The sequence below is a fragment of the Exiguobacterium sp. s141 genome (genome assembly GCF_018618085.1).
In the GTDB taxonomy this organism is placed as follows: domain Bacteria; phylum Bacillota; class Bacilli; order Exiguobacteriales; family Exiguobacteriaceae; genus Exiguobacterium; species Exiguobacterium mexicanum_A.
The window spans coordinates 365,863-390,636 of record NZ_JACSLJ010000001.1; the positions used below are offsets into that span (position 1 = coordinate 365,863).

Below are 24,774 nucleotides of genomic sequence, written 5' to 3' on the forward strand. Positions count from 1 at the left end.
CATGAATACACGGAAATCTTTTCGTATTTTCGAAACAATGTTAGACTAATACGTATGAAAGCATCGCGAAAGGAGCGTTCCTTACAAAATGAAAGTAAAAAAAATTAGTCCACGCGGATATTGCTACGGCGTCGTCGATGCCATGAAGCTCGCCAACGAAGCTGTGGCCAACCCAGATTTACCGCGTCCTATCCATATACTTGGCATGATTGTCCATAACCGTCATGTCACCCAAGCATTCGAGGAACTCGGCGTCAAGACGGTCGACGGTGAGGATCGAATGAAAGCACTCGAGACAATTGATCGTGGAACGGTCGTCTTTACCGCCCACGGCATCTCGCCGCTCGTGCGTAAGCGTGCCATTGAGAAAGGCTTGACGATTGTCGATGCCTCGTGCCCGGATGTACTGGTCACCCACGATTTGATTCGCGAAAAGACGGCTGTCGGTTATGAAGTCATCTACATCGGCAAGCATGGCCACCCGGAACCGGAAGGCGCGATGGGCGTCGCTCCAGGAAAAGTTCACCTCGTCCAATACGAGAGTGACTTCGAGGCGCTCCCGGCTCACCTGTATGATGCAAAAATTCTCGTCACGAACCAGACGACGATGAGCCAATGGGACGTCTCGGCCTTGATTGAGATGATTCAAGAACGGTATCCTCATGTCGAGGTCCACAACGAGATCTGTAACGCGACCCAAGTCCGGCAAGAAGCTGTCGCTGAACAAGCCGGTGACTGTGAACTATTGATCGTCGTCGGTGACCCGAAGTCGAACAACTCGAACCGTTTAGCCCAGGTCTCGAAAGAGATTGCAGGCACGAACGCCTACCGCATCGGCGACTTGAGCGAACTCGACCTGACTTGGCTCGAAGGTGTCGAAACGGTCGCCGTCACGTCAGGCGCGTCGACACCGACACCAATCACAAAAAAAGTCATCGACTTCTTGACCCAATATGACCCGCTCGATTTGAGCACGCACGATAAGACGCCATATCTTGAACTGCGCAGCATTCTTCCGAAAGTGAAGGCGCTCCGTAAATGACATGAACCCCCGTCCTCTCATGAGGTCCGGGGGTTTTTCGTTTAATCATCAGTAGAAGCGGAACGGGTTTGTATCGGCTTCCGAAACAAACAATTCGACATCGAGTTTCGCACGTTCACACTTCTCGCGCATCACGTCGACGACGCCTTGCTTCATCACGCTCTCCACGTGATGACCCGGGTCGACGACAGAAAGTCCGAGCGCCATTGCATCGTGGGCCACATGGAAGTACAGGTCGCCCGTCACATACGCATCCGCACCTTTGAAATGGGCTGCCGATACGTATTTATTCCCGTCCCCGCCGAGCACCGCCACTTTCTCGATGATCCGGTTCGGATCGCCGACGACACGGACGGCTTCGACGTCAAAGCTCGTCTTGACGTGTTCGGCGAACGACTCAAGTGTGAGAGGCACCTCGAGACGTCCGATACGACCGAGGCCGAACACGGGCCCGTCAATGTCGTCACGAATCAAATCGTAGGCCACCTCTTCGTATGGATGCGCGTCCGTCATCGCCTTAAGCACTCTTTTCTTTTGGCTCTCCGTGACAATCGTCTCGATTTTCACTTCCTCGACATGTTCCGTCTTGCCGTGTTGGCCTAGATACGGGTCCGACCCTTCGAGTGGTGTGAACTGACCTTCTCCCGAGACGGTGAACTGACAGTCCCCATAATCTCCGAGACGACCGGCTCCGGCCCGGCCGAGCGCCTCCGACACGGCTTGCCGATGCGTCGTCGGGACGAAGACGGACAGCTTATACACCGGTTCTTCATAAGTTGGAATGAGTACCATCGGGTCGACGAGTCCAAGTGCCTGACTCATCCAATCGTTGACCCCGCCCTGACAGACGTCCAAGTTCGTATGGGCGACATAGACGGCAATGTCATGCCGAATGCATTTCATAACAATCCGGCCAGCGGCACTGCGATCGTTCACTTGCGCAAGCGCGCTGAAAATGGGTGGGTGATGGGCGATAATCAAATCGACGTCTCGCTCGATTGCTTCATCAACGACCGACTCGAGCACGTCTAGCGTCACCATGACTCGTCGTACCGGTTTATTCAACGTACCGATTTGAAGACCAATTTTATCGCCCTCGACCGCGAGATGTTTCGGGGCGAACTCCTCAAACAATTGAATGACATGATTTCCGTTCGCCATCAGTTGCTCACCTCTCTCATTTTGTCACGTAGCGTCTTGAACTCCTCCTGTTTGCGGATGAGCGCTTCGGTTTGGGCACCTGCTGCCATCTGACCGAGCACATAATCGAGCTTGTCCGCCTCGCGGCCCCATTTCATTTTGAACGCCTCTGGGCGTGTCGTGAGCAAGTACGGTCCGAACATGAGCTGCCACGCGCGTTCTGTGTCATCTAGGCTATAGCATGTCTCCGTGCCACGTTCGCCGACAAGAATCTCGTATACTTTGTCATTCTCTTCAACGATTGATTCCGCGACTAGGACGAATCCTGCGTCGAGCAACCATTCGCGGACGTGTTGCCCGTCCACGTTCGGTTGCAGGACGAGCCGTTCGACGGCACCTAACTTGTCACGGCCGCTCTCTAAAATCGACCGAATCAAACTTCCGCCCATCCCGCAAATCGAGATGCATGTCGCCTCATCTGCTTCGAGGACGGCGAGCCCGTCACCGAGACGGACGTCGATGTTTTCGGTCGCTCCGATGAGCTCGACTTGAGCTTTGGCCGCTTCCATCGGTCCACGGTTCACTTCGCCTGCGATGGCGCGGTCGACGATGCCTTGCTGAACGAGATAGCATGGCACGTAGGCGTGGTCAGAGCCGATGTCCGCCACTACACTGCCTTTCGGAATGAAATCGACGACTTGCTTCAGTCGGCGGTCTAACGTCACTTGTTCTTGCATAGGGACAACTCCTTTTTCTACTTCTTCACTATTAGGGTAACGAACATTTATATCCAGGACAATAAAAAACGTACCCCAGAAGGAGTACGTTTCACCCTTATTGTTCGAGCAACCAAGTCGCGAGTACGTCTGCTTCTTCGGCAGTCGCGAGACCGGCTGGCATTGCACCTTTACCGTTGACGATGATGTTTGTGATCTCTTCCGCCGATAAACGTTCGCCGACGCCTGTCAACGCAGGACCGACGCCACCTTCGAGATTTCCACCGTGGCAACCTGTGCAGCCTTTCGCCGCATACAAGTCTTCCGGGTTCATCTCAGTGACCGACGGACCTTCAGCAGCCTGCTGAGCTTGGTTCACGCCAAAATACGATAATGAGACCATGGCAATGATTGCGACGATCGCGATCGCTGCAAACGGTAACAATGGATTACGCATTGTATTTCCCCCTCATGTTCATTCCAAATTTCTACCCATCACTATTTTACTCAAAAAATAATAAAGAAGGAAGGAAAATCACTCATTTTCCTTCCTTTCTTCTAAAACTTCACATTTTATTCAAAAACACAATTAATCAAGGAAGTCTTTCAAGCGTTTCGAACGGCTCGGGTGACGGAGCTTCCGGAGCGCCTTCGCCTCGATTTGACGAATCCGCTCGCGGGTGACGCCGAACACTTTCCCGACTTCTTCGAGCGTGCGCGTACGGCCATCATCGAGACCGAAACGGAGACGGAGCACGTTTTCTTCGCGGTCCGTGAGCGTGTCGAGCACGTCTTCGAGCTGTTCTTTGAGTAGCTCATAGGCAGCGGCGTCTTGGGGTGCCATCGCATCTTGGTCTTCGATGAAGTCGCCGAGGTGCGAATCATCCTCTTCCCCAATCGGTGTCTCGAGCGAGACAGGCTCTTGGGCGATTTTCAAGATCTCACGCACTTTTTCAGGTGTGAGTTCCATCTCTTTGGCGATTTCTTCAGGTGCCGGTTCGCGCCCGAGGTCTTGCAACAGTTGACGTTGAACACGAATCAACTTGTTGATCGTCTCGACCATGTGGACCGGGATCCGGATTGTCCGAGCTTGGTCGGCGATGGCGCGGGTGATTGCTTGACGAATCCACCACGTCGCGTACGTCGAGAACTTGAACCCTTTCATGTAGTCGAACTTCTCGACGGCTTTAATGAGGCCCATGTTTCCTTCTTGAATCAAGTCAAGGAAGAGCATACCGCGCCCGACATAGCGTTTCGCGATCGAGACGACGAGACGGAGGTTGGCTTCGGCAAGACGTTTCTTCGCCTCTTCGTCCCCTTGTTCAATCCGTTTCGCGAGTTCGGTCTCATCTTTCGCACTGAGGAGATCGACGCGCCCGATCTCTTTCAAATACATGCGGACCGGGTCGTTGATCTTAATACCTGGCGGGACGGACAAGTCGTTCAAATCGACCTCTTCGTCCTCTTTTTTGGTTGGTGTTTCTTCGGCATCGGCCGCATCTTCTGTGACGCGGATATCTTTACCTTCTAAGTCTTCAATGAAGTTATCGATAAAGTCCGAATCCACCTCGAAATGGCTGAGGCGATCTTGGATTGCTTGCATGGATACGACGCCTTTTTTCTTACCTAATTTCTCGAGTTCGTCTATGGCGTTAAATAAATCCTCTTTTTTCTTCTCTGCCATCTAGCAGTTCAACTCCTTCCAAACTTCCTTCACGTTCATCGTTCACGAAGACGACGACTCCGGGTAATCAGTTCTTGTAACTTGGATGCCTGGTCTACTATACTTTCGGCATCTTGTCCGATTTCCCTTTTCGCTCGTTCGATTTGACGCTGTTCCTCATAACTGTTTATGACCTTAATGTATTCATCTAAAACCTCTTCGGTCAGTTCGTCCGGTGCGGACATGAGCCGAATCTCGGCATACCGATTCGCATAGTCCGGACGTTGGTCACAATAGCGCTCCATGAACGGGGGCGCCACTTGTTCGAATTCTTCATGCGTCATGTCCTCCGAGACGATCTCATAGAGGGCCGTCGCCAGCATGCGATGCACTTCGTCCTGATAGGCTAGCCCGAGGCGGTCCCTGACGAAGCGGACCCGCTCCGGACCACTCAGCATGGCCCGAAGTAACAGCTTTTCGGCTTTGACATAACGCGGTTCATTCGTCTTAGATGAACGCCGGCGAACCGGTTCAGCTTCCGGCACTCGTTGGGGTGCGATTTCTTTCGGTCTTGTCGAGGGCATCCGTGACAACAATGTCTCGACTGGAATCTCAAATTCGTCTGCCAGCTTTCTCACATATAAATCACGGCGAATCGAATTGTCCGTTTTACTGATTTCCACAAGCATAGATTCAATAAAACGAATCCTTTCTCCTTCTCGATTCATATTTTTCCCACGCCGTAGCGTCCGGTTCATGAAATCGAGGACGGATAAACGCTCCGATTCGACAAGTCTGTGCCACTGCTCCGCCCCATTCGTCCGAATATAATCATCCGGGTCGGTCTTCTCAGGTAACATCAGCACCTGGACATCGAGCGGGTAGCCCTCGAGCAAGCGGACGACTTTCATCGTCGCTTCTTGTCCGGCCGTATCACCGTCATAACAGATGATCACTTCTTCGACCATGCGTGCTAACGCACGGGCATGCTGTGTCGAAAACGCCGTCCCGAGCGACGCGACGACTTCCTTCGTCCCGGCTTGCGCGACTTGCAAGACGTCGACGTTCCCTTCCACGAGCACGACCCGTTTTTGCTTTCGCATCGTGGCCCGTGCCTGTGAAAAGCCGAAGAGGAGTTCGCTCTTGTTGAACAGGGGCGTATCCGCCGTGTTGACGTACTTTGGCTGTCGCTCATCGATCGCCCGTCCGCTAAATCCGACGATGGTGCCGTCTCGATCCGCAATCGGAAAGACGACTCTGCCTTCGAACCGGTCAAAATATTCACCGGACCTCGACTTAGAAATCAACCCGGCCTCCACCATGACCTCGAGGTCGAAACCTCTTCGTTCCAGTGAATCAACGGTAAAACGGCGATGATCAGGCGCATAACCGATCTTATACTGTCCGATCGTCGTCTCCTGTAGACCGCGCGCTTGCAAATACGTCAATCCGACTTCGCCCGCTTCGGTCTTCATCAACACTTCATGATACAAATCCGCCACGACACGATGGGCATCGCGCATCTGTTTACGAATGACTTGGTCTCGTGACAACTCCTCATCGCCAGACACCCCGCCCTCGATGGCGATGTTCGCCCGCGTCGCGAGACGTTCAATCGTCTCAGGGAACGACAAACCTTCTGTCTCCATGACGAACGTAAATACGTTCCCGCCGGCTCCACATCCAAAACAATGGTACATCCCTTTTTCCGGGGACACGGAGAACGATGGACTGTTCTCCGAGTGGAACGGACAGAGACCGACGAGGCGATGGCCTTGCTTCTTCAATTCAACGCGTTCACTGATTAAATCAACGATATCTGTGGCTTGTTTCACTTCCGCAATGACTTCATCCGGTATTCGCGGCAACTCGACCACTCCCTATCCAAACTCGCAACGAAACGGAACGCTCACCACGTTCCGTTTCACTGTAATGTCAGTACTCTATTATACCGTTAACACCAGTCGATTACTAATCCGAGTACTCAATCGTCTTTCGATTGGTCGAGCATCCGTAAAATGATGCCTGCCGTCTCTTCGACGGCTTTGTTCGTCACGTCGATGACCTCGCAACCGATTCGTTCGTAAATCCCTCGGGCATACTCGAGTTCACGATTGATGCGTTCGAGTTGGGCGTAGTCGGCCTCCGGTTTCAAACCGAGCGACTTCAACCGTTCCATCCGAATCGAAATCAACTTATCCGGCGAGATGATCAACCCGACGCACTTGTCAGGCGGCAAATCGAACAGTTCTTCCGGCGGGCGTGATTCCGGCACGAGCGGTACGTTGGCGACCTTATACCGCTTCAACGCCAAATATTGTGAGAGCGGCGTCTTGGATGTGCGTGATACGCCGACGAGGACGATATCAGCTTTTTTCAAGCCTCTTGGGTCACGTCCGTCGTCGTACTTGACCGCGAACTCCATCGCTTCGATTTTCCGGAAGTAATCCTCATCGAGACGATAGATGAGTCCCGGTTTCTCGCGTGGACTCTCTCCGAGTTGACCGGCGAGCACGTCGAGTAAGTCGCCGAGCAAGTCGACCGTCTTCACGTCATGCGCTCGTCCGAGTTGAACGAGGAGGGCCCGATGCTCCTCGTTGACCAACGTGAAGGCGATGACCGCTCCTTGGGCACGCGCTTGTGTCACGACATCGTGAATCGTCTGTTCATCTTCCACGAACGGAATTCTAAGCGTCTCAATCGCATTCTCGTGGAACTGGATGCTCGCGGCGCGGACGACGAGTTCACACGTCTCCCCGACCGAATCGCTCACGACAAATACGAGTTGTTTTTGTGTCAGTGTCAAACCAGATTCCTCCTCAGAACGACTCATCGTTGGCGAGTGCGATCAATACTTTCGTCATGTTCGTCTTCGTCATGCGACCGAGCACGATCAGCTTGCCGTCTTTCTCTTCGACGACTGGCATGGCATCGATTTGTTTCTCGATCAGCTTCATCCCGGCCCGAATCAACGTCTCACTCTTCTCGCACACCGTGATGTTCGGCATGCGGGTCATGATGACGTTGACGGGCAATTGATCCAAGTCTTGATTGCCGATGGCGGCCCGAAGTAAGTCTTTACGTGACAAGACACCGACGAGCTCGTTGTCCTTGCCGACGACGAACAGCGAACCGACGTCTTCTAAAAACAAGGTCACGACGGCGTCATACACCGTCATCTCGTCACTGACGACTTTCGCGGACGACATGAAGTCGCCGACCGTCAATGAATCCAATTTTTCCCGAAGCAGGGATGAGTTTCGTTTGCCGACGAACGTGTAGCCGACACGTGGCCGGGCTTCTAGTATTCCAGTCATCGTCAAGATGGCCAGATCCGGGCGGAGCGTGGCGCGAGTGAGCGACAGCTCTTGCGCGATCTGCTCACCCGTGATCGGTCCGTTGACCCTGACGATCTCAACGATCTTCTGTTGGCGTTCATTCAGCTGCATAGCCAACCCCCTCAAGTTTGGTCAGAGTACGAGCGCGCTAAAGTCGGCGACGCTCTCGATTGTCATGGCGAGTCGTTTCATCTCGCGCAGACGGTTCTCGCGAATCGCTTCAACGTCGCTCATGACCATTGTATTTTCGAAATAAGCGCTAATCGGTTGTTCCAATACGCGCAATGACGCGATCGCTTGATGATAATCCCCATCCTCGACGGCTCGCTCCGTTTCTGGTAGCGTCGCTTCGATGGCGACATGGAGTTCGTTCTCTTCTTTGTTTTCGAACAATGCCGGATCGACCTCTCCAGCCTCACCTTTCTTGGCGATATTGACGACACGCGTCAATTGCTCAATGAGTAGTTTCGCATCGTTTGCGAGCATGGCTTGAACCGCGTCCGCTCGGGCATCGAGCCGGTTGATGGCGAGCTCTGTCGTCAATACGGCGTCGATGACGTCATAACGTACTTGCCGTTCTTGGAGACGATACTTCAAGCGAAGCATGAAGAAGTCTTTTAGTTGCGCCTTGACTTGTTCTTTATCGGCATCATAAAGTCCTGCCTGAAGTTGCGAATCGACAACTTGTGAAAGTAATTTGTCGAGTGGGAGCGCAATCTTCCAATCCGCTAGAATTTGGACGACCCCTTGGGCTTGACGACGAAGCGCGAACGGGTCTTGCGAACCGCTCGGAATCATGCCGATTCCGAAGAATGCAGCGATCGAATCCAATTTATCGGCGAGTGCGAGAACCGCACCCGTTGGCGTCGATGGTGACGCGTCGCCCGCAAAGCGTGGCATATAGTGTTCACGGATGGCTGCGGCCACTTCTTTGTCCTCACCTTGTTGGAGCGCATACTTCTCACCCATCACCCCTTGGAGTTCTGTGAACTCATACACCATTTGGCTGACGAGGTCGAACTTATGGATGGCTCCAGCCCGGGCGACTTTGGTTGCATCCGCATTGAACAATGGCGCCAGCGTTCCGGCGAGTTGTTCCACCCGACGGACCTTGTCTCCCGTCGTCCCCAACTTCTCATGGAAGACGATGCGGTCGAGACGGACGAGTTGATCGTCAATCTTCGTCTTTTGGTCTTCCTCATAGAAGAAGACGGCATCTGCCAAGCGGGCCCGGATGACCTTCTCGTTCCCTTTGGCAACGTTTTGAAGATGGTCCGCGTTCCCGTTACGGACGGTCACGAAATAGTTTTTAAGCGTTTCACCTATATAGACCGGGAAATAGCGTTGATGCTCTTTCATCGTCGTGATCAATACTTCTTCCGGAAGTTCGAGATAGCTTGCATCGAATTCACCGAACAGCGCGGTCGGCCATTCGACGAGGTTTGTCACTTCCTCGAGCAACGACGCGTCGAGCGGAACCGTCCACCCTTGCTCAGAAGCCAACTCGTCGATTTGACGTTCGATGCGGGCCTTACGGTCTTCATATGACGCGACGACGAATTCGCGTTCGAGCGTCTCGGCGTAGGCGGCCGGCTCGGCGATCGTGACGTCACCTTTACTCAAGAAGCGGTGACCACGTGTCACGTTTCCTGTCTTTACGCCTTCGATTTCAAAATCGATTTGCTCGGCACCGAACAACGCGACGAGCCAACGAATCGGACGCATGTAGCGGAGACTGCTCGTGCCCCACTTCATGTTTTTCGGGAACGTCATACCACGGACGACGTCTTCGAGTGCCGGAAGCAGCGTGCTCGTCGCCTGACCTGACTCGTGACGGTCTGCGAACACGTACTCGACACCTTTCTCTTCAGCGAAGTACAAGTCGTCGACCGAGAGACCGCGGCCACGGGCAAACCCAGCGGCTGCTTTCGACCAGTTTCCTTCAGCGTCTTGAGCGATCTTTTTCGCCGGTCCGCGAAGCGTCTCCGTCAAGTCTTGTTGCTTCTCTTCGACGTCTTTGACAAGAACGGCGAGACGGCGCGGTGTTGAATAGACGGTCAATGTCCCGAACTGGACACGGGCGTCCGTCAAGAAGGCGGTCACACGCTCTGCCAATTGTTTCTCCGAACGGAGGACGTATTGCGCTGGTAATTCTTCAAGTCCGATTTCTAATAAAAGGTCACGCATCAAGGGCACCTGCTTTCTCTTGGTTCAAAAGTGGGAAACCGAGACGTTCCCGCTCTTCGATAAATTTGGCAGCACACGCACGGGACATGTTGCGGACACGTTGGATGAAACCGGTCCGTTCTGTCACCGAGATGGCGCCTTTCGCATCGAGTAGGTTGAACGTATGCGAACATTTGAGGATATAGTCGTAAGCCGGGAAGACGAGGTTCTCGTCAAGGGCACGCTTCGCTTCTTTTTCGTACGTATCGAACAACGTGAACAACATGTCGACGTCTGAAAGTTCGAACGTATATTTTGAATGTTCATACTCGGGCTGGTAGAAGATGTCCCCATACTTGAATCCGTCCGTCCAGACGAGGTCAAACACGCTCTCGACTTCTTGGATGTACGACGCGAGACGTTCGAGACCGTATGTGATCTCGACGGCGATCGGGTCACACTCGATGCCACCGACTTGTTGGAAATACGTGAACTGGGTGATCTCCATCCCGTTCAACCAAACTTCCCAACCTAGACCGGCCGCGCCGAACGTCGGGTTTTCCCAGTTGTCTTCGACGAAACGGATATCGTGCTCGAGCGGATTGATTCCGATCAACTCTAAACTTTCTAAGTAAAGCTCTTGGATGTTGCTCGGTGACGGCTTCATGATGACTTGGAACTGATGATGCTGATACAAACGGTTCGGGTTTTCACCGTACCGTCCATCCGCCGGACGACGTGATGGCTCCGTGTAACAGACGTTCCACGGCTCTGGTCCGAGACTCCGTAAGAACGTCATCGGGTTCATCGTACCGGCCCCTTTCTCAACGTCATACGCTTGCATTGTCAAGCAGCCTTTCGACGCCCAGAAATTTTGTAACGTCAAAATAATTTCTTGCACGGTCATGTGCTTCATATGTGACACCTCCAAAAGTATTGAAACGACAAAAAACGCCCCTATGTGCCATGCACATAGGGACGGGATTACCCGCGGTTCCACCCTACTTGCCTCGAGATGAGGCCACTCTTTGGACTGTGGGCGCTCCGGAATTGCCATTCACTTCCCCCTGGCGTTCGGCTCCCACCTCCCCGAACTCGCTGTACCCATGGCGTAAAAGCTACTCGTTTCCTTCATTGCGCACGCTATTTCATTTGTCTAATCGTAGATTATGGTATCGAATCTTGTCGAAAAAGTCAATCATCGTTCAAGTAAAGGCGCTGCATTTGATCGAGGACACGTTTCGTCTTCAGCCGCAAGCCGCTGTATGATTCCATATAGGCGTCGAACAGCTGCCTGAGCAGAATCCGCGTCTCTTTTGTGAGCGGGACATTACTGAATTCGGACAGCTCGTGTCGGCTCATCAAATAGAGGAGCTTCGCTAGACGTTCGCTCATCCGGGCCGACCCTTCTTCTTGGTGACGCGAGCAAAGAAAACCACCGGCCGCCACTGAAAAATACATCGGGTCGGTCACATCGTTGCAACGGATGCACCCGGTCAAAACGGGTGCGACCCCGAGCAAGTGCAAAATGCGCAGTTCAAAGTGGTGCGTGATCACATCCGGGTCCATCCCTGCATTGAGCGCCTGCAGGGCGTCGTTCAAGATGCGATAGAGCGGGCGGTTCGGCACCCGGTCCTCGACGGTGCGGTCGACGAGCTCGAGCCAGTACATGGCGTACGCCATGCGCTCGACGTCTTTCCGGATTTCCGGATAGGACGTGATCACATCCGACGACTTCAGTTGACCGAGGCCACGGCTCGCCGGGAAAATATACACCGCCTCGACGAAAGGCTGGCTCGACGCATGCAGGCGACTGCCCGGCTTTTTCGCACCGCGCGCCATGACGGCGACTTTCCCGAGTTCTTCGGTGAACAACGTGACGACTTTGTTCGACTCCCCGTAATTGACCGTCCGAATGACGATTCCCGTGACCTTTTGCAACATGGCTTAATACTCGTCGTCGCGGAAACCGAGGTCGCGGAGTTGGCCCATCTTGTTACGCCAATCTTTTTGCACTTTCACCCATAGGTTCAAATACACTTTTGTCCCGAGGAGCGCCTCGATGTCGTGGCGTGCTTCTGTCCCGATTTCGCGGAGCATCGCACCTTTTTTGCCGATGACGATTCCTTTTTGCGAATCACGCTCGACCATGATTACGGCCTCGACATCAATCATTTCCGAGTTTTCCCGTTTCTTGATCGATTCGATGGCGACCGCGATTGAGTGCGGCACTTCATCACGCGTCTTATGGAGCACTTTCTCGCGAATCAATTCAGAGATGATGAACCGTTCCGGGTGGTCTGTCACTTGGTCGGCCGGGTAATACATCGGTCCTTCCGGGAGCAACTTTTTGATTTCTTTAAGGAGCGGTTCGACGTTATTGCCTTGAAGTGCCGAGATCGGGACGTACGCCGCGAAATCGAGTTGGTTCGTATACTGCTCGATGACAGCCGGAATCTCGTCCGGATGAATCAAATCGATTTTGTTCATGACGAGGATGATTGGCGTATCGAGCCCTTTTAACTTCTCGATGATGAACTCATCGCCGGCGCCGCGCGGTTCCGTGACGTTGACCATGAAGAGGATCGCGTCGACTTCACGGAGTGCGTTCGTCGCGACTTTCATCATGAAATCGCCGAGGCGGTGTTTCGGCTTATGAATCCCTGGCGTGTCGATAAAGATGATTTGCGAATCATCCGTCGTATATACACCTTGGACCTTGTTGCGCGTCGTCTGCGGCTTGTCTGACATGATGGCAATCTTTTGTCCGATGACCCGATTCAAGAACGTCGATTTCCCGACGTTTGGACGACCGATGATGGACACAAACCCTGATTTAAAATCTTCTTGATACATAGTGCACCTGCTTTCTAAATTTCCAATACGTTCAATCATATAACGAATTTGTCGATTACATAAGGGCCAAAAATGAAAAGTGCCGTGATGGCGGCCCCGATGGCGGCAACGAGCACTGATCCGGCTGCGACGTCTTTCGCTTGCTTCGCTAACGGTTTGATGTCTTTCGTGACGAGGTCGACCGTGCGCTCGACTGCCGTGTTCATCAGCTCGAGCGCGATGACGAGTACGACCCAACCGAACAGAATCAAGTTTTCGAGTTTCGTCGTTGGGAGCCACCAGGCAAATACGACGACGAGCAGGCTCGATGCGAGATGAATCAGCATGTTGCGTTCGGTCCGCACTGCGTGCACGATGCCTTGCACGGCGAACCAGAACGGTTTCACACTTCGCCTCGTTTCAGCTCGAAGTGAGCGAGCACTTGTTCTTGGCGCGCCGTCATCTCCGCTTCTTCCTCAGGCGTCATGTGATCATAGCCGAGGAGATGTAAGAAGCCATGAATGGCCAAAAATCCGAGTTCTCGTTCGAACGAGTGGCCATAGTCGGCCGCCTGTTCGCGGCAACGCTCGACCGAGATGAGTAAATCGCCAAGGAGACGAGGCTCGTCTTCATCGAGCATGAAATCCATCTCTTCTTCGCCCATCTCGTCAAAAGCAAAACTGATCACGTCGGTCGGCGCATCTTTCCCGCGCCATTCCCGATTGATTGCTTGAATCTCGTCGTTCGTCAAAAAGGTGACCGACAGTTCGCTCGGTTCTTCAATGTCCTCTTCGAGCGCTGCGTGCATCAAAATAGATTCGACGAGCTCGACTTGAGCATCGGTCAACAACCCGTGCTCATCGTTCGAAATGATTTGCATGTAATTCGCCTTCTTTCTTCAGTTCTGGGTACTCGATCCGTTCATGGAACAAGCCGGTCAACGTCTCACACGCGCTCTCCCCGACCCGCCATACTTCTTTCGTCGTCAACTCGCAGTCTTCGAACTGTCCGTCTTGCAACTTGTCACGGATGATCGCGCTGACGAGCTGCCGGATCCGTTCTGGTGTCGGCTGCTTCTGTGACCTTACCGCCGCCTCAATCGAATCGACGATCATGACGACCGCCGCCTCGCGTGTCTGCGGTTTCGGTCCCGGGTAACGGAAGCGCGACTCAGTGACATCTCGTGTCTCTTTCGCTTTCACATAAAAGAACTTCAACAATGACGTGCCGTGATGTTGCTCGGCGATATCGATGATTTCTTTCGGTAGCTTGTAGCGGCGCAACAGATCAGCACCGTCATACGGATGGGCCATGATGATGTCGGCCGATTCTTCCGGCGTGAGCCGGTCGTGCGGGTTGACGCCGCTCTGTTGGTTCTCGATGAAGTGGAGCGGCCGCTCGGTCTTCCCAAGATCATGGTAATAACTAGCGACCCGTGCGAGCAGTCCGTCGGCGCCGATCGCCTCGCAAGCCGATTCAGCCAGGTTGGCGACCATCATGCTGTGATGATACGTACCCGGTGCCTCCATCAACAATTTCCGCAACAGCGGGTGCGTCGGGCTCATCAATTCGATTAAGCGACCCGATGACAAGACGCCGAACCACGGCTCGAGGAACGGCAGGAAGCCGAACGTGAGCACGATTGATAACAGGGCACTCGTGATCGCGAAGCCTGACAGATACGCGACCATCTCCCATGTCACTACCGTGTTACGCAGGAACAAGAGCGCGAGCACCATAATGATGTTGATGATGCCGAGCAAGACACCTGACAAGAATAAGCGTTTCCGCTGAATCTTTGGTTCGACGAGGAAGACAGCCAGGAAACTACCGGTCGCAAAATAGACCACCGCCATGAAGCTCGTGTTTTGCCCGAAACTCGCCACGATCGATCCGGCGATCATCGTAATGAGTGCCGAGGCGAGCGCGACCCGCTCATCGACAAGGATACGGAGCAAAAGGACAACGAACGCCGTCGGTGCGAGCACGTATGCGTACGTCGTAAACTCGATGCCGATATAGCCGACCCCGAAAAAGATGCCGAGTTGAAGCAGTAACAACCCGTAAACGGTAATCAAAATTTTAGGACGAAGCAACAACTGTTGAATCTTCGACCGGATCAACATGAACAGAAATCCGGTCGTCAACAGTCCGCTCAGTAAGTAAGCCCCGAACAGCGGTGCGAACGAACGGTTCGGGTCGATCGCACCGGTCAATTCGAGCTTCCGATAAATCTCACGTGTCACGACCTCGCCTTGATTGACGAGCAATTGTCCTTCTTGGATGATGACCGGCTCGACCGCGTCGAGCGCCTGCTGTTCTTTCTCACGCGTCGCCTCGGAATCGAAGACATAGTTCGGGACGATCAATTGATCGCTCAGGCTGTTGGCGATGGCCCGGAACTCGAGTGAGAGCGGGGATTGGTCGACGAGCGTCTCGGCCCGGTCTCTCGCTTCTGAAATCGACTGTGAGCTCGTCTCGATGCGGTTGCCCATTACTTCTTGGAGCGCCGTCACGGTGACGTCTTCGACCGTTCGACGCGTGTTCTCAGTCGCCTCGAGCAATAGATTCAACTCGTCGTCACCGAGAAAGCCATTCACTTCGGTCGAGTTCAACCGGTTCTTAATATCCGAGAGTTCGGTCTCTTCTTCCGTCTCCTCGAACGCCGCGAACAGTTGCTCGACTTTGGCGATTTGTTGATCGGCAAACTCGCGTCGGAGCGAAAATTGACTACCGACGCCATTGACGGCTTCTTGTTGCAACCGTTCCGTCGCCGTTCGGTCCTCGACCGTGATGGGCGAGCGGATATCCTGTTCGGCAATCCCGAGCGGTTCGACGCTAATAATAGATGGGCGCACCGTAAAATAGAGAATCGCGCCTAGAATGAGAAAAAAGAGGACGGAGATTGTCGCGACCGTCCAATGACGTGCTTGCTGCATCAGTGCCCCCCCTTTTTGTTATGTGAGTTCGGTACTATAAGCGTTAATAATTTTCTTGACGAGCGGATGTCGAACGACATCGGACGACGTGAAGTGTTCGAAATGAATCCCTTCGACTCGCTCGAGCAGGTGTAACGCCTCTTGAAGACCTGACGCCTTCCCTTTAGGTAAATCCACTTGCGTCAAGTCGCCGGTGACGACCATTTTCGACCCGAAACCGAGTCGCGTCAAGAACATTTTCATCTGCTCTTTCGTCGTGTTCTGCGCCTCATCTAAAATGACGAACGCATCTTCAAGCGTGCGTCCTCGCATATAGGCGAGCGGGGCGACTTCGATTGTGCCACGTTCGAGCAACCGATTCGTCTGCTCGACGCCATAGACGTCAAACAAGGCGTCATAGAGCGGACGTAAGTATGGATCGACTTTCTCTTTCAAGTCGCCTGGCAAGAAACCCAAGTTTTCCCCTGCTTCGACGGCTGGACGCGTCAAAATAATACGTTTGACTTGTCCTTCTTTCAATGCCCGTGCTGCCAAAACGACGGCCAGATAGGTCTTTCCGGTCCCGGCCGGCCCGATTCCGAAGACAAGATCGCGTTTTTCAATGGCACGAACGTAGCGGCTTTGTCCGACTGTTTTCGCCCGGATCGGTTTGCCTTTGTTCGTCGTGAAGACGACCCGCTCATAATGCTCGAGCAGTTCATCGCCTTTGCCGACCTTAATATGTTGAATCACGCTGATGGCATCACTCTCGTTCAAGCGAGCCCCTTTTTTGACAAGCTGTTGTAGCGTCTTGATGACGGTTTTCGTCAATTCAAGTGTGTCAGCAGTATCGGCCTGAATGATCAATTCTTCTCCACGAGGAGTGAGTGCGACCGCGAGTTCTGCCTCGATAGCGTGAAAGACCTCGTCTTTCGGCCCGAGGAGTGCCTGTGCTTCGTTCGCATGTTCCATGACGAACGGTATCTTATCAGTCATAATCAATGGTTGTTTCTCCTCCCCATCAGTAGATTGTTCCTTCTTTACTTTAGCACTATCAAGCCGTTCGTGAAAGAAAGACCGTCCGTTTTGGCCACAAAAAGAAGCAGTGACTCAATGTCACTGCTTCAGGCTTAGCGACGGCGTTTCGACACCGGCGGCTGCAAAATTTCACTCCAAACGACAGCTTGCCGAACTTGCTTCATCGACATGCGCGGTTGGGGTTGCGGCCGCGACTCGGTTGCCTCCGAAATCGGCGGAATCTTGACCGTCTGTTCGAACTGCGCACTCACGTGCGGTAATTCTTCCCGCCGGCGCGGCGGCTGAGACTCTCTTGATTCAGCTGGGGCAGCGACACGACGACGCAGTTTTTGCGGCGTCGGTTTTTCCTTGCCATCGCGCGGCTCGTCAAATGTCGCCTCGACTTCTTTCATCATGTCACCGACCGTATCGAGATAGCGTTTCAAATCCGTACTCGGCGGCCGTTCTCCAGTAGAAGATGATTTCTCCATCCGCTTCATGACCGCCGAAGCGATCCCGAATGCGGCGAGGAGTAGTACCCAAAGTCCATCCATCCCGATCACTCGTTGTCAGATTCGACTGGGTGACCGATCGCTTTACGCATTTCTGTATCGGCTTGGACGTTCAAGTAGTTGACGTAGTCCATGACACCGAGCTTGCCGTGGCGAAGCGCATCTGCCATCGCGAGTGGGACTTCAGCCTCGGCCGCGACAACTTTCGCGCGCATCTCTTCGACTGATGACTTCATCTCTTGCTCGCGGGCGATCGCCATCGCGCGGCGTTCTTCCGCTTTCGCTTGCGCGATTTTCTTATCAGCCTCGGCTTGGTCGGTCTGAAGAACCGCTCCGATGTTTTTACCGATATCAATGTCGGCGATATCGATGGACAAGATTTCAAACGCGGTCCCTGAATCAAGACCTTTCGTCAATACGGTACGTGAAATCATATCCGGATTTTCCAAAACGTGTTTATGGTTATGTTGCGAACCGATCGTCGAGACGACCCCTTCACCGACACGGGCGATAATCGTTTCTTCTCCGGCACCCCCGACAAGACGGTCGATGTTGGCACGAACCGTGATCCGGGCTTTCGCTTTCACTTCAATCCCGTCCATGGCCACACCGGCGATGAACGGCGTTTCGATGACTTTCGGGTTGACGGACATTTGAACAGCCTCTAACACGTTTCGGCCGGCAAGGTCGATTGCTGCGGCACGTTCAAACGACAATTCGATATCGGCACGGTGGGCCGCAATCAAGGCGTTGACGACACGGTCAACGTTACCCCCAGCCAAGAAGTGACTCTCGAGCTGGTTCGTATTTAAGCCAATACCGGCTTTGACCGCTTTGATGAGCGGGTTGACGATTTTCGATGGGACGACGCGACGGAGTCGCATCCCGATCAATGTGAAAATCGAGACGTGGACGCCAGCGGCGAACGAGCTGATCCACAGCCCGACCGGGACGAACGTGAAGAATACGGCGAGCGCAATTAATCCTCCACCTGAGATGAGTAACGTGGTCAATAGTTCTGGTGTCATTCTGTTACATCCTCCTTCGGCTCTATAAAGCTACGGACGACAACGCGCCCTGAATCGACTTTATACACCTGAATTTTCGTTTGCGAATCGAGATAGCTACCTTCTGTCACGACATCAATCCGTTCTCCGTCAATCTCAGCGGTACCCGCCGGGCGCAGCGGCGTCAATGTGACCCCGACTTTCCCGAGTAACCGTTTGCGGTCATCGTGAGACAGATACCCTTTGTCTGATGACGTCGAATCGGTCAAAATCAACCCTTTATACATGAGCGAACGATTGGACTGCAGGCGACGATATGCCCAAAATCCGAGTCCAGCGACGATGGCCGTGGCTAAACCGAGCGACAACCATAGTTGCCCGATCGTGGCGCCCGCCATAATCAAACTGGCGACGACCGCCCCGATCCCTAGCACGCCGAACAATCCAAAACCGGCAACGAACACTTCAATTCCTAGAAGGACGATCCCGACAAAAAACACCGTCAGAATCACTCCGAGACCAAATGTCATCGTATTGCAACCCCCTTCCGAGTTCACAAGCTACCTCTTATCTCTAGTGTATACGAAACAAGTTTGCTTGTGGTTTCAGAATACGCAAAAAAAGACAGAAACTTTTGGTTTGACCCAAAAGCTCCTGTCTCTTTCATTAATTCGTCAATTGTTGTTTGACAATGCGGTTCACAAGACCACCGTCTGCCTTGCCTTTAACTTGAGGCATGACGACGCCCATCACCTTACCCATATCTGACGGGCCTGTGGCATTCGTTTGAGCAATAGCTGCTTTCACGATCGCCGTGACTTCATCTTCAGAAAGTTGTTCAGGCATATAGGCCTCTAGTACGACAATCTCGTCAGCTACTTTAGATGCAAGGTCTTCACGACCAGCGCTTTCGAATTCTCGGAGGGAGTCTCTGCGCTGTTTCATCTCTCGGTTGAGCACCGTGAGTTCCTCTTCCTCAGTAAGATCTTGTCGACCAAATTTGATGGCCTCATTTTGGAGCGACGCTTTGACCATTCGGATCGTCGTGAGACGATCTTTTTGTTTTGCGCGCATGGCTTGCTTCATGTCGTCCGTCAAGCGTTCTTGAAGACTCATGAGCTAACACCCTCTCTACAAATGAAACTGAAATTAGAATTTCTTACGCTTACGCGCAGCTTCTGATTTCAATTTGCGTTTTACGCTTGGCTTTTCGTAGTGACGACGTTTGCGAACTTCGGCAAGAGTGCCATCTTTCGAAACACCGCGTTTGAAACGACGAAGAGCGTCTTCAAGCGATTCGTTTTTACGGACACGAGTTTCCACTAGTTTTCCCTCCCTCCGAATTACACGACTAAGGAAACGTGTTTCACACGTCATAACATATTATAGTGAAAGTAAGTCGTGCGGTCAACCACTAGTTATTAATAGTCGCTATCTGAACGTCCGCCTGTGACGATGGCGATTCCAGCTGATGCGCCGATGCGCGTCGCGCCGGCATCGATCATCGCTTGTGCGCCTTCGAAATCACGTACGCCGCCTGAAGCTTTGACGCCGAGATCTGGTCCGACCGTCTCACGCATGAGGCGGATATCTTCTACCGTCGCGCCGCCTGTTGAGAAGCCAGTCGACGTTTTCACGAAGTCTGCACCTGCTTTGACTGAAAGTTCAGCCGCTTTTTTGATTTCTTCTTTTGTAAGGAGGCACGTCTCAAAGATGACTTTGACGAGCGTCCCGTTTGCCGCTTCGACGACAGCGCGGATGTCGCGTTCGACGAGATCGAAGTCGCCGTCTTTCATGGCGCCGATGTTGATGACCATGTCAATTTCATCTGCACCGTTGGCAATCGCGTCTTTTGTTTCGAACGCTTTCACTTCTGGCGTGTTGGCTCCGAGTGGGAAACCGATGACCGTACATACTTTGACGTCGTCATCTGATTTGAGTTGTTCCGCCGCGTACTTCACCCATGTCGGGTTGACACAGACGCTTGCGAATTTGTATTCGAGCGCCTCGGCACAAAGTTTCGTGACTTGATCTTTCGTTGTTTCTGCCTTCAAGGCTGTGTGGTCGATATAACGTGCTAATTCCATCGTAAAATTCCTCCTCTGATGTATCGGTCTGACATATAGGTCTGACATCTAACATATTATCATGTTTTCTTGTAATGTAACAGCTTTCAATTCAGACGAGTTGACGACGTTTTCGTGTCTGAATCCAGCTGTTCCAACTAAAGAAGAAAATCGCAATCCAGATGCACGTGAACGCAAAAATGTGATAACCCGTGAACGGCTCATTATAGAGGATGACCCCGATCGCGAGACTGAGCGTCGGTGCGATGAATTGAAGAAACCCGACAAGCGTGAACGGGATGTGTTGCGCCCCGTACCCGAACAAAAGAAGCGGCAACGCCGTCATCACGCCTGTCCCGATCAAGGCGACCCAAATGACCGGTTCGGTCGTCATCGTCAATCCGCCCTGTGACGTCTGCCAACCTAAGAAAATGATAGCGACCGGCACGACCGCGAGCGTCTCAATCCCGAGACTGACCGTCGAGGCAAGCGGTCGGCGTTTCTTCACCATGCCGTAAAATCCGAACGTACTGGCCAGAATGAAGGCGATCCACGGGAACGACCCATACCCGAACGTCAAAACGAGCACACCGATCGCCGCCACCGTCACCGCGAGCCATTGGACTCGGTTTAATGATTCCCGAAAAACAAGCACACCTAACACCATGCTGACGAGCGGATTGATGTAATAGCCAAGTGACGCCTCGATGATATAGCCGTGATTGACCGCCCATATGTACACGAACCAGTTGGCGCTGACGATGAAGCCGTTCAACATGAAGGCGTTCCGCGTCGCCCGGTGCCGGAGCGCGTAGTTGAACTCGGTCCACTGCTTCGTCCATTTCAAGACGAGTAAGATGAAGAGAAACGACCAGACGATTCGATGGGCCAAGATTTGTCCGCTCGGTATCTCCTGTAAAAACTTCCAATAAATCGGTAGGACGCCCCACATGACGTAGGCTCCGACCGTCGGCATGACGCCTTTGTTCACTCCGTTCACCCGCTCTCGTAATCAATTATCGTCAGTGTAGTCGATGCGATTAGGACATTCAAGCGAATTCTTTCGCCATGCCCACGACAAAAGAGGTGCGCTCGCAAGCGCACCTCGCATCACTATGAATGTTAGTTCGGAATCGTCGCCACGGTCGCGAGCGCTTGCTCCAAATCTTCAATCAAATCTTGTACATCTTCGAGACCGACGGAGATGCGGACGAGTCCGTCCGTAATTCCGAGCTCAAGACGACGTTCTGCCGGGATTGACGCATGGGTCATTCGAGCTGGGACACTAATCAAGCTCTCCACCGCACCGAGACTTTCGGCGAGCGTGAAGAACTTCGTCTTCGCGACGACGAGTTCGGCCGCCTCTGCTGAACCGACATCAAAGGCGATCATTCCGCCAAAACCGCGCGCCTGCGACAAGTGGACCCGCTTCGCTTCTTCGCTGCCGACACTCGGATGCAGGACATGGCTGACGGCTTCGTGCTTCGTCAAGTAGTCGACGAGCGCGAGCGCATTTGACTCGATCTCTTCCATACGGACCGCGAGCGTCTTGATTCCACGGACGACAAGGAAACTGTCTTGTGGTCCAAGGACCGCGCCGACAGAGTTTTGAAGGAACGCCAAACGCTCCCCAAGCTCTTCCGTGCGCGCGACGACGAGACCGGCGACGACGTCGCTATGGCCACCCAAATATTTCGTGGCGCTATGAAGCACATAATCGGCCCCGAATTCAATCGGATTTTGGAAGTACGGGGTCATGAACGTGTTGTCGACGACGAACAGGACGTCCGCCTCGTCAGCGATGGCGCGAATCAGGCGCATGTCGGTCACGTTCAACAGCGGGTTCGTCGGTGTCTCAACGTAAATCATTTTTGTGTTCGGTTGGAGCGCTTCACGGACCGCTTGCGCATCGGCCGTATCGACAAAAGATGCCTCCAAGCCAAGTGATTGAAATACTCGATTGAATACACGGTACGTTCCTCCATATACATCAGAACCGACGATGACGTGGTCCCCTGATTTCATTAACATCAAGATCGTTGAGATGGCTGCCATTCCAGAGCCGAACGCAAATCCGCGAGCACCGCCCTCGATATCGGCAATCAGTGTTTCGAGTGCCGTACGAGTAGGGTTCGCCGTCCGCGAATATTCATACCCTTCCCGGAGATTACCGATTCCGTCTTGCTTGTACGTGCTCGTCTGATAAATCGGTGGCGTGACGGCTCCCGTTAACGGATCCGTCGTTTTACCGCCATGAATGAGTGCTGTTTTTGTACGCATATTCTGCCTCCTTGACTATTCCTTGACTTAAATACCGTTCGACGCTGTCCGGTAAAATCGTGACGATGACACCTTCCGTCATCTTCGCCGCTTCTTGAACACATGCCGCGATGGCCGCTCCGGATGAACTTCCGACGAGCAAGCCTTCTTGTTTAGCGAGATGAGCGACATAATAAAACGCCTCTTCGTCCGTAATCGTGTAAATCCCGTCGACGAGGTCGTGCGGCAAGAACGCCGGCCACGCCTCGACCCCAATTCCTTCTGTCTTATGGGGGCCAGGAGCTCCCCCGTTCAAAATCGACCCTTCCGGCTCGACGACGATCGCCTTCGTCCCGTTCGGCCGCAACTTGCTCGCGACACCGGTAAACGTCCCCCCTGAGCCGGCTCCGGCGATGAACACATCGATGTTCGGAAGGTCGGCCTGAAGTTCGAGCGCGAGCGTGTCGACGTACGCGTCCGGGTTATCCGGGTTCGAGAACTGTTCCGGCACATAGGCGTCATGTTCGATGGCGAGCTCTTTCGCCCGCGCGATGGCGCCTTTCATCCCAAGTTCGGTCGGCGTGTTGACGACGGTCGCCCCGAGAAGCGTCATGAGCGCCTGCTTCTCTTGACTGAACTTCTCCGGGGTGACTGTCATCAACTTGATGCCGTGTCGTTGACAGGCGAGCGCGAGCCCGATTCCGGTGTTCCCGGCCGTCGGTTCGACGACCGTTCCCCCGCGTTCAAGTTGTCCACGTTCAAGCGCCCGTTCAATCAATTGCAGTCCGAGCCGGTCCTTGACGCTACCGCCCGGATTCATCATCTCGAGCTTGCCGTATACTTTGACGCCCGCAGGTACCGGCAACGTCCGTAACTCAAGCAGAGGCGTCTCACCAATCAATTCATAGACGCTTTGGACAATCATTTACGCTTCGTCCTTGAAAATGATGTGCCACTCGTCACGCTTGGCAAGCATATCGGCCGCGAGCTTCTTCGCGCCTTCGAAATCGTGATGGTTCGCGCTCCCGCATTGAATTGGGTTTTGTGCCGGCAACTCCGTCGCATTTGCTGCGTCGCGGAGTGTCGCTTCGACTAGGTCGAGCATCGCTTCGTAATCCCCATCGTTCAACATCGTCCAATAGAAGCCTGTCTGGCAACCCATCGGCGAGACGTCGATGATTTGATTCGAATGGCTACGGCTGTTCTCAGCGATCAAATGCTCGAGCGAGTGGACGGCCCGCATTGGCATGAGCCCTTCGTTCGGTTGAATGAAGCGAATGTCATATTTATAAATCGTATCGGCCGTCCCTTTCTTCACTCCGGCTAAACGGACGTAAGGCGCTTGTACTTTTGTATGGTCTAAATTGAAGCTCTCGACTTTATAACTTTTCATGATTGAGTTCCTCCTGATTGTTTCGTGGCCACGACGAGCCAGACGAATTTATTTTTTTGCGTGAGCGTAACCGTATAGCCGTTTGCTTCGAGCATCGCTTGAATCGTCTGGGTATACGGATAAAACTCTCGATTCAAATCCTCGAGTAAATCGGTATAGCCGTTCGCTTCGGCCCAGTCCAAGATGTCCCGTTTCGCTGTTGGCGAGGCGAACATCGTATCGAGCAAGACGAAGCGCGGGGCGTCGAGGTGTTCGACGTAACTTCGAATCGCCGTCCGTTTCTCGTCATCCGTCAAATGATGGAACGCATACGACGACACGATCGTATCGACGGACTTGTCCGTCGGATAGTTGAGAAAATCACCGTCAATGATATCGAGCTGTAACTTCTCAGCCGCGACGGCCCGCATCTCTGGCGACGGTTCGACAGGGATGAGGTCGTGCCTCTCTAGAATTCTTGCGCTTAAGTTCCCCGTCCCAATCCCGAACTCCATCACTCGGCCTTCTAACTGGTCGACGACCTCGCCGAGCATCGTCTCGTACCCCGCGAATACTTCGCGATATTGTTCGTCGTGTCCGGTCACGGCCGCGTCATATTCCGACGCCCACTCCTTAAAAATGTCCATGAACTGTAATCCCATTCTGTCACCCCATCATCTATATTCCGACTATATCGATAAGTTTTATATGATTTATCTACTA

At 53.2% G+C, this 24,774-nt stretch carries 27 protein-coding genes; 1 reads left to right on the top strand and 26 read right to left on the bottom strand.

Going from position 1 to position 24,774, the window contains the following annotated elements; genetic code table 11:
* The first annotated feature begins 88 nt into the window (after positions 1-88).
* The gene (locus KNP74_RS01940; RefSeq protein WP_214711415.1) at positions 89-1,042 is read left to right on the top strand and encodes a 4-hydroxy-3-methylbut-2-enyl diphosphate reductase; all 954 of its coding nucleotides are present in this window, start codon (positions 89-91) and stop codon (positions 1,040-1,042) included.
* 48 nt (positions 1,043-1,090) lie between these two features.
* On the opposite strand, the gene KNP74_RS01945 is transcribed toward KNP74_RS01940, so the two are convergent.
* From KNP74_RS01945 to KNP74_RS02070, 26 genes are all read right to left on the bottom strand, one after another.
* Entirely contained in the window at positions 1,091-2,203 is a 1,113-nt protein-coding gene (locus tag KNP74_RS01945) for a Nif3-like dinuclear metal center hexameric protein (RefSeq protein WP_138859229.1), read from the bottom strand.
* Positions 2,203-2,919, bottom strand: coding sequence for a tRNA (adenine(22)-N(1))-methyltransferase (locus KNP74_RS01950; protein ID WP_034778092.1), 717 nt, complete (start codon positions 2,917-2,919; stop codon positions 2,203-2,205). The genes KNP74_RS01945 and KNP74_RS01950 overlap by 1 nt, the downstream gene beginning before the upstream one ends.
* Before the next feature lie 97 nt (positions 2,920-3,016).
* On the bottom strand, positions 3,017-3,355 hold the full coding sequence (cccA, locus tag KNP74_RS01955; RefSeq protein ID WP_021065699.1) for a cytochrome c550: 339 nt from the start codon (positions 3,353-3,355) through the stop codon (positions 3,017-3,019).
* A gap of 132 nt (positions 3,356-3,487) precedes the next feature.
* Complete coding sequence (gene rpoD / locus KNP74_RS01960) at positions 3,488-4,582, bottom strand: RNA polymerase sigma factor RpoD (protein ID WP_034778096.1); 1,095 nt, start codon at positions 4,580-4,582, stop codon at positions 3,488-3,490.
* Between the two features lie 35 nt (positions 4,583-4,617).
* Positions 4,618-6,438 (bottom strand): DNA primase, encoded by a 1,821-nt coding sequence (gene dnaG, locus KNP74_RS01965; protein ID WP_233004389.1) that lies wholly within the window; start codon positions 6,436-6,438, stop codon positions 4,618-4,620.
* Positions 6,439-6,545: 107 nt separating this feature from the next.
* Positions 6,546-7,394: a pyruvate, water dikinase regulatory protein gene (locus KNP74_RS01970; RefSeq protein WP_052090136.1), complete on the bottom strand. Its 849-nt coding sequence runs from the start codon at positions 7,392-7,394 to the stop codon at positions 6,546-6,548.
* Positions 7,381-8,010 carry a transcriptional regulator CcpN gene (gene ccpN, locus KNP74_RS01975; RefSeq protein ID WP_034778102.1) on the bottom strand — a complete coding sequence of 210 codons (630 nt, stop codon included), beginning with the start codon at positions 8,008-8,010 and terminating at the stop codon, positions 7,381-7,383. Before ccpN ends, KNP74_RS01970 begins: the two co-directional genes overlap by 14 nt.
* A 21-nt stretch (positions 8,011-8,031) precedes the next feature.
* Entirely contained in the window at positions 8,032-10,086 is a 2,055-nt protein-coding gene (glyS, locus tag KNP74_RS01980) for a glycine--tRNA ligase subunit beta (RefSeq protein ID WP_214763232.1), read from the bottom strand.
* Positions 10,079-10,972, bottom strand: coding sequence for a glycine--tRNA ligase subunit alpha (glyQ, locus tag KNP74_RS01985; RefSeq protein ID WP_371743415.1), 894 nt, complete (start codon positions 10,970-10,972; stop codon positions 10,079-10,081). The genes glyS and glyQ overlap by 8 nt, the downstream gene beginning before the upstream one ends.
* A 287-nt stretch (positions 10,973-11,259) precedes the next feature.
* The gene (gene recO / locus KNP74_RS01990) at positions 11,260-12,009 is read right to left on the bottom strand and encodes a DNA repair protein RecO (protein WP_034778111.1); all 750 of its coding nucleotides are present in this window, start codon (positions 12,007-12,009) and stop codon (positions 11,260-11,262) included.
* Positions 12,010-12,012: 3 nt separating this feature from the next.
* Entirely contained in the window at positions 12,013-12,921 is a 909-nt protein-coding gene (gene era, locus KNP74_RS01995; RefSeq protein WP_029595225.1) for a GTPase Era, read from the bottom strand.
* 35 nt (positions 12,922-12,956) lie between these two features.
* Positions 12,957-13,307, bottom strand: coding sequence for a diacylglycerol kinase family protein (locus tag KNP74_RS02000; RefSeq protein WP_214763233.1), 351 nt, complete (start codon positions 13,305-13,307; stop codon positions 12,957-12,959).
* Positions 13,304-13,780, bottom strand: coding sequence for an rRNA maturation RNase YbeY (ybeY, locus tag KNP74_RS02005; RefSeq protein ID WP_034778115.1), 477 nt, complete (start codon positions 13,778-13,780; stop codon positions 13,304-13,306). Before ybeY ends, KNP74_RS02000 begins: the two co-directional genes overlap by 4 nt.
* A complete protein-coding gene (locus KNP74_RS02010; protein ID WP_214763234.1) occupies positions 13,758-15,839 on the bottom strand; it encodes an HD family phosphohydrolase in 2,082 nt (693 codons plus the stop codon). Before KNP74_RS02010 ends, ybeY begins: the two co-directional genes overlap by 23 nt.
* Positions 15,840-15,857: 18 nt before the next feature.
* Positions 15,858-16,814: a PhoH family protein gene (locus tag KNP74_RS02015; protein WP_034779973.1), complete on the bottom strand. Its 957-nt coding sequence runs from the start codon at positions 16,812-16,814 to the stop codon at positions 15,858-15,860.
* Positions 16,815-16,948: 134 nt separating this feature from the next.
* Positions 16,949-17,389 carry a hypothetical protein gene (locus KNP74_RS02020; protein ID WP_214706245.1) on the bottom strand — a complete coding sequence of 147 codons (441 nt, stop codon included), beginning with the start codon at positions 17,387-17,389 and terminating at the stop codon, positions 16,949-16,951.
* Positions 17,390-17,394: 5 nt separating this feature from the next.
* Positions 17,395-18,375, bottom strand: coding sequence for a flotillin-like protein FloA (floA, locus tag KNP74_RS02025; RefSeq protein ID WP_214711409.1), 981 nt, complete (start codon positions 18,373-18,375; stop codon positions 17,395-17,397).
* On the bottom strand, positions 18,372-18,884 hold the full coding sequence (locus KNP74_RS02030; RefSeq protein ID WP_034778122.1) for an NfeD family protein: 513 nt from the start codon (positions 18,882-18,884) through the stop codon (positions 18,372-18,374). The genes floA and KNP74_RS02030 overlap by 4 nt, the downstream gene beginning before the upstream one ends.
* Before the next feature lie 136 nt (positions 18,885-19,020).
* Complete coding sequence (locus tag KNP74_RS02035; protein WP_021065683.1) at positions 19,021-19,470, bottom strand: GatB/YqeY domain-containing protein; 450 nt, start codon at positions 19,468-19,470, stop codon at positions 19,021-19,023.
* 33 nt (positions 19,471-19,503) lie between these two features.
* Positions 19,504-19,698, bottom strand: a complete 195-nt coding sequence (gene rpsU / locus KNP74_RS02040; RefSeq protein ID WP_029334745.1) for a 30S ribosomal protein S21 — start codon at positions 19,696-19,698, stop codon at positions 19,504-19,506.
* 77 nt (positions 19,699-19,775) lie between these two features.
* Positions 19,776-20,441, bottom strand: a complete 666-nt coding sequence (deoC, locus tag KNP74_RS02045; RefSeq protein ID WP_029595219.1) for a deoxyribose-phosphate aldolase — start codon at positions 20,439-20,441, stop codon at positions 19,776-19,778.
* Between the two features lie 91 nt (positions 20,442-20,532).
* On the bottom strand, positions 20,533-21,420 hold the full coding sequence (rarD, locus tag KNP74_RS02050) for an EamA family transporter RarD (RefSeq protein ID WP_214706249.1): 888 nt from the start codon (positions 21,418-21,420) through the stop codon (positions 20,533-20,535).
* A gap of 122 nt (positions 21,421-21,542) precedes the next feature.
* Positions 21,543-22,700, bottom strand: a complete 1,158-nt coding sequence (locus tag KNP74_RS02055; protein WP_214763235.1) for a bifunctional cystathionine gamma-lyase/homocysteine desulfhydrase — start codon at positions 22,698-22,700, stop codon at positions 21,543-21,545.
* The gene (locus tag KNP74_RS02060; protein ID WP_034778128.1) at positions 22,666-23,604 is read right to left on the bottom strand and encodes a PLP-dependent cysteine synthase family protein; all 939 of its coding nucleotides are present in this window, start codon (positions 23,602-23,604) and stop codon (positions 22,666-22,668) included. The genes KNP74_RS02055 and KNP74_RS02060 overlap by 35 nt, the downstream gene beginning before the upstream one ends.
* On the bottom strand, positions 23,605-24,072 hold the full coding sequence (locus KNP74_RS02065) for an S-ribosylhomocysteine lyase (RefSeq protein ID WP_021065678.1): 468 nt from the start codon (positions 24,070-24,072) through the stop codon (positions 23,605-23,607).
* Positions 24,069-24,713 carry a class I SAM-dependent methyltransferase gene (locus KNP74_RS02070; protein ID WP_138859220.1) on the bottom strand — a complete coding sequence of 215 codons (645 nt, stop codon included), beginning with the start codon at positions 24,711-24,713 and terminating at the stop codon, positions 24,069-24,071. Before KNP74_RS02070 ends, KNP74_RS02065 begins: the two co-directional genes overlap by 4 nt.
* Between the last annotated feature and the right edge of the window lie 61 nt (positions 24,714-24,774).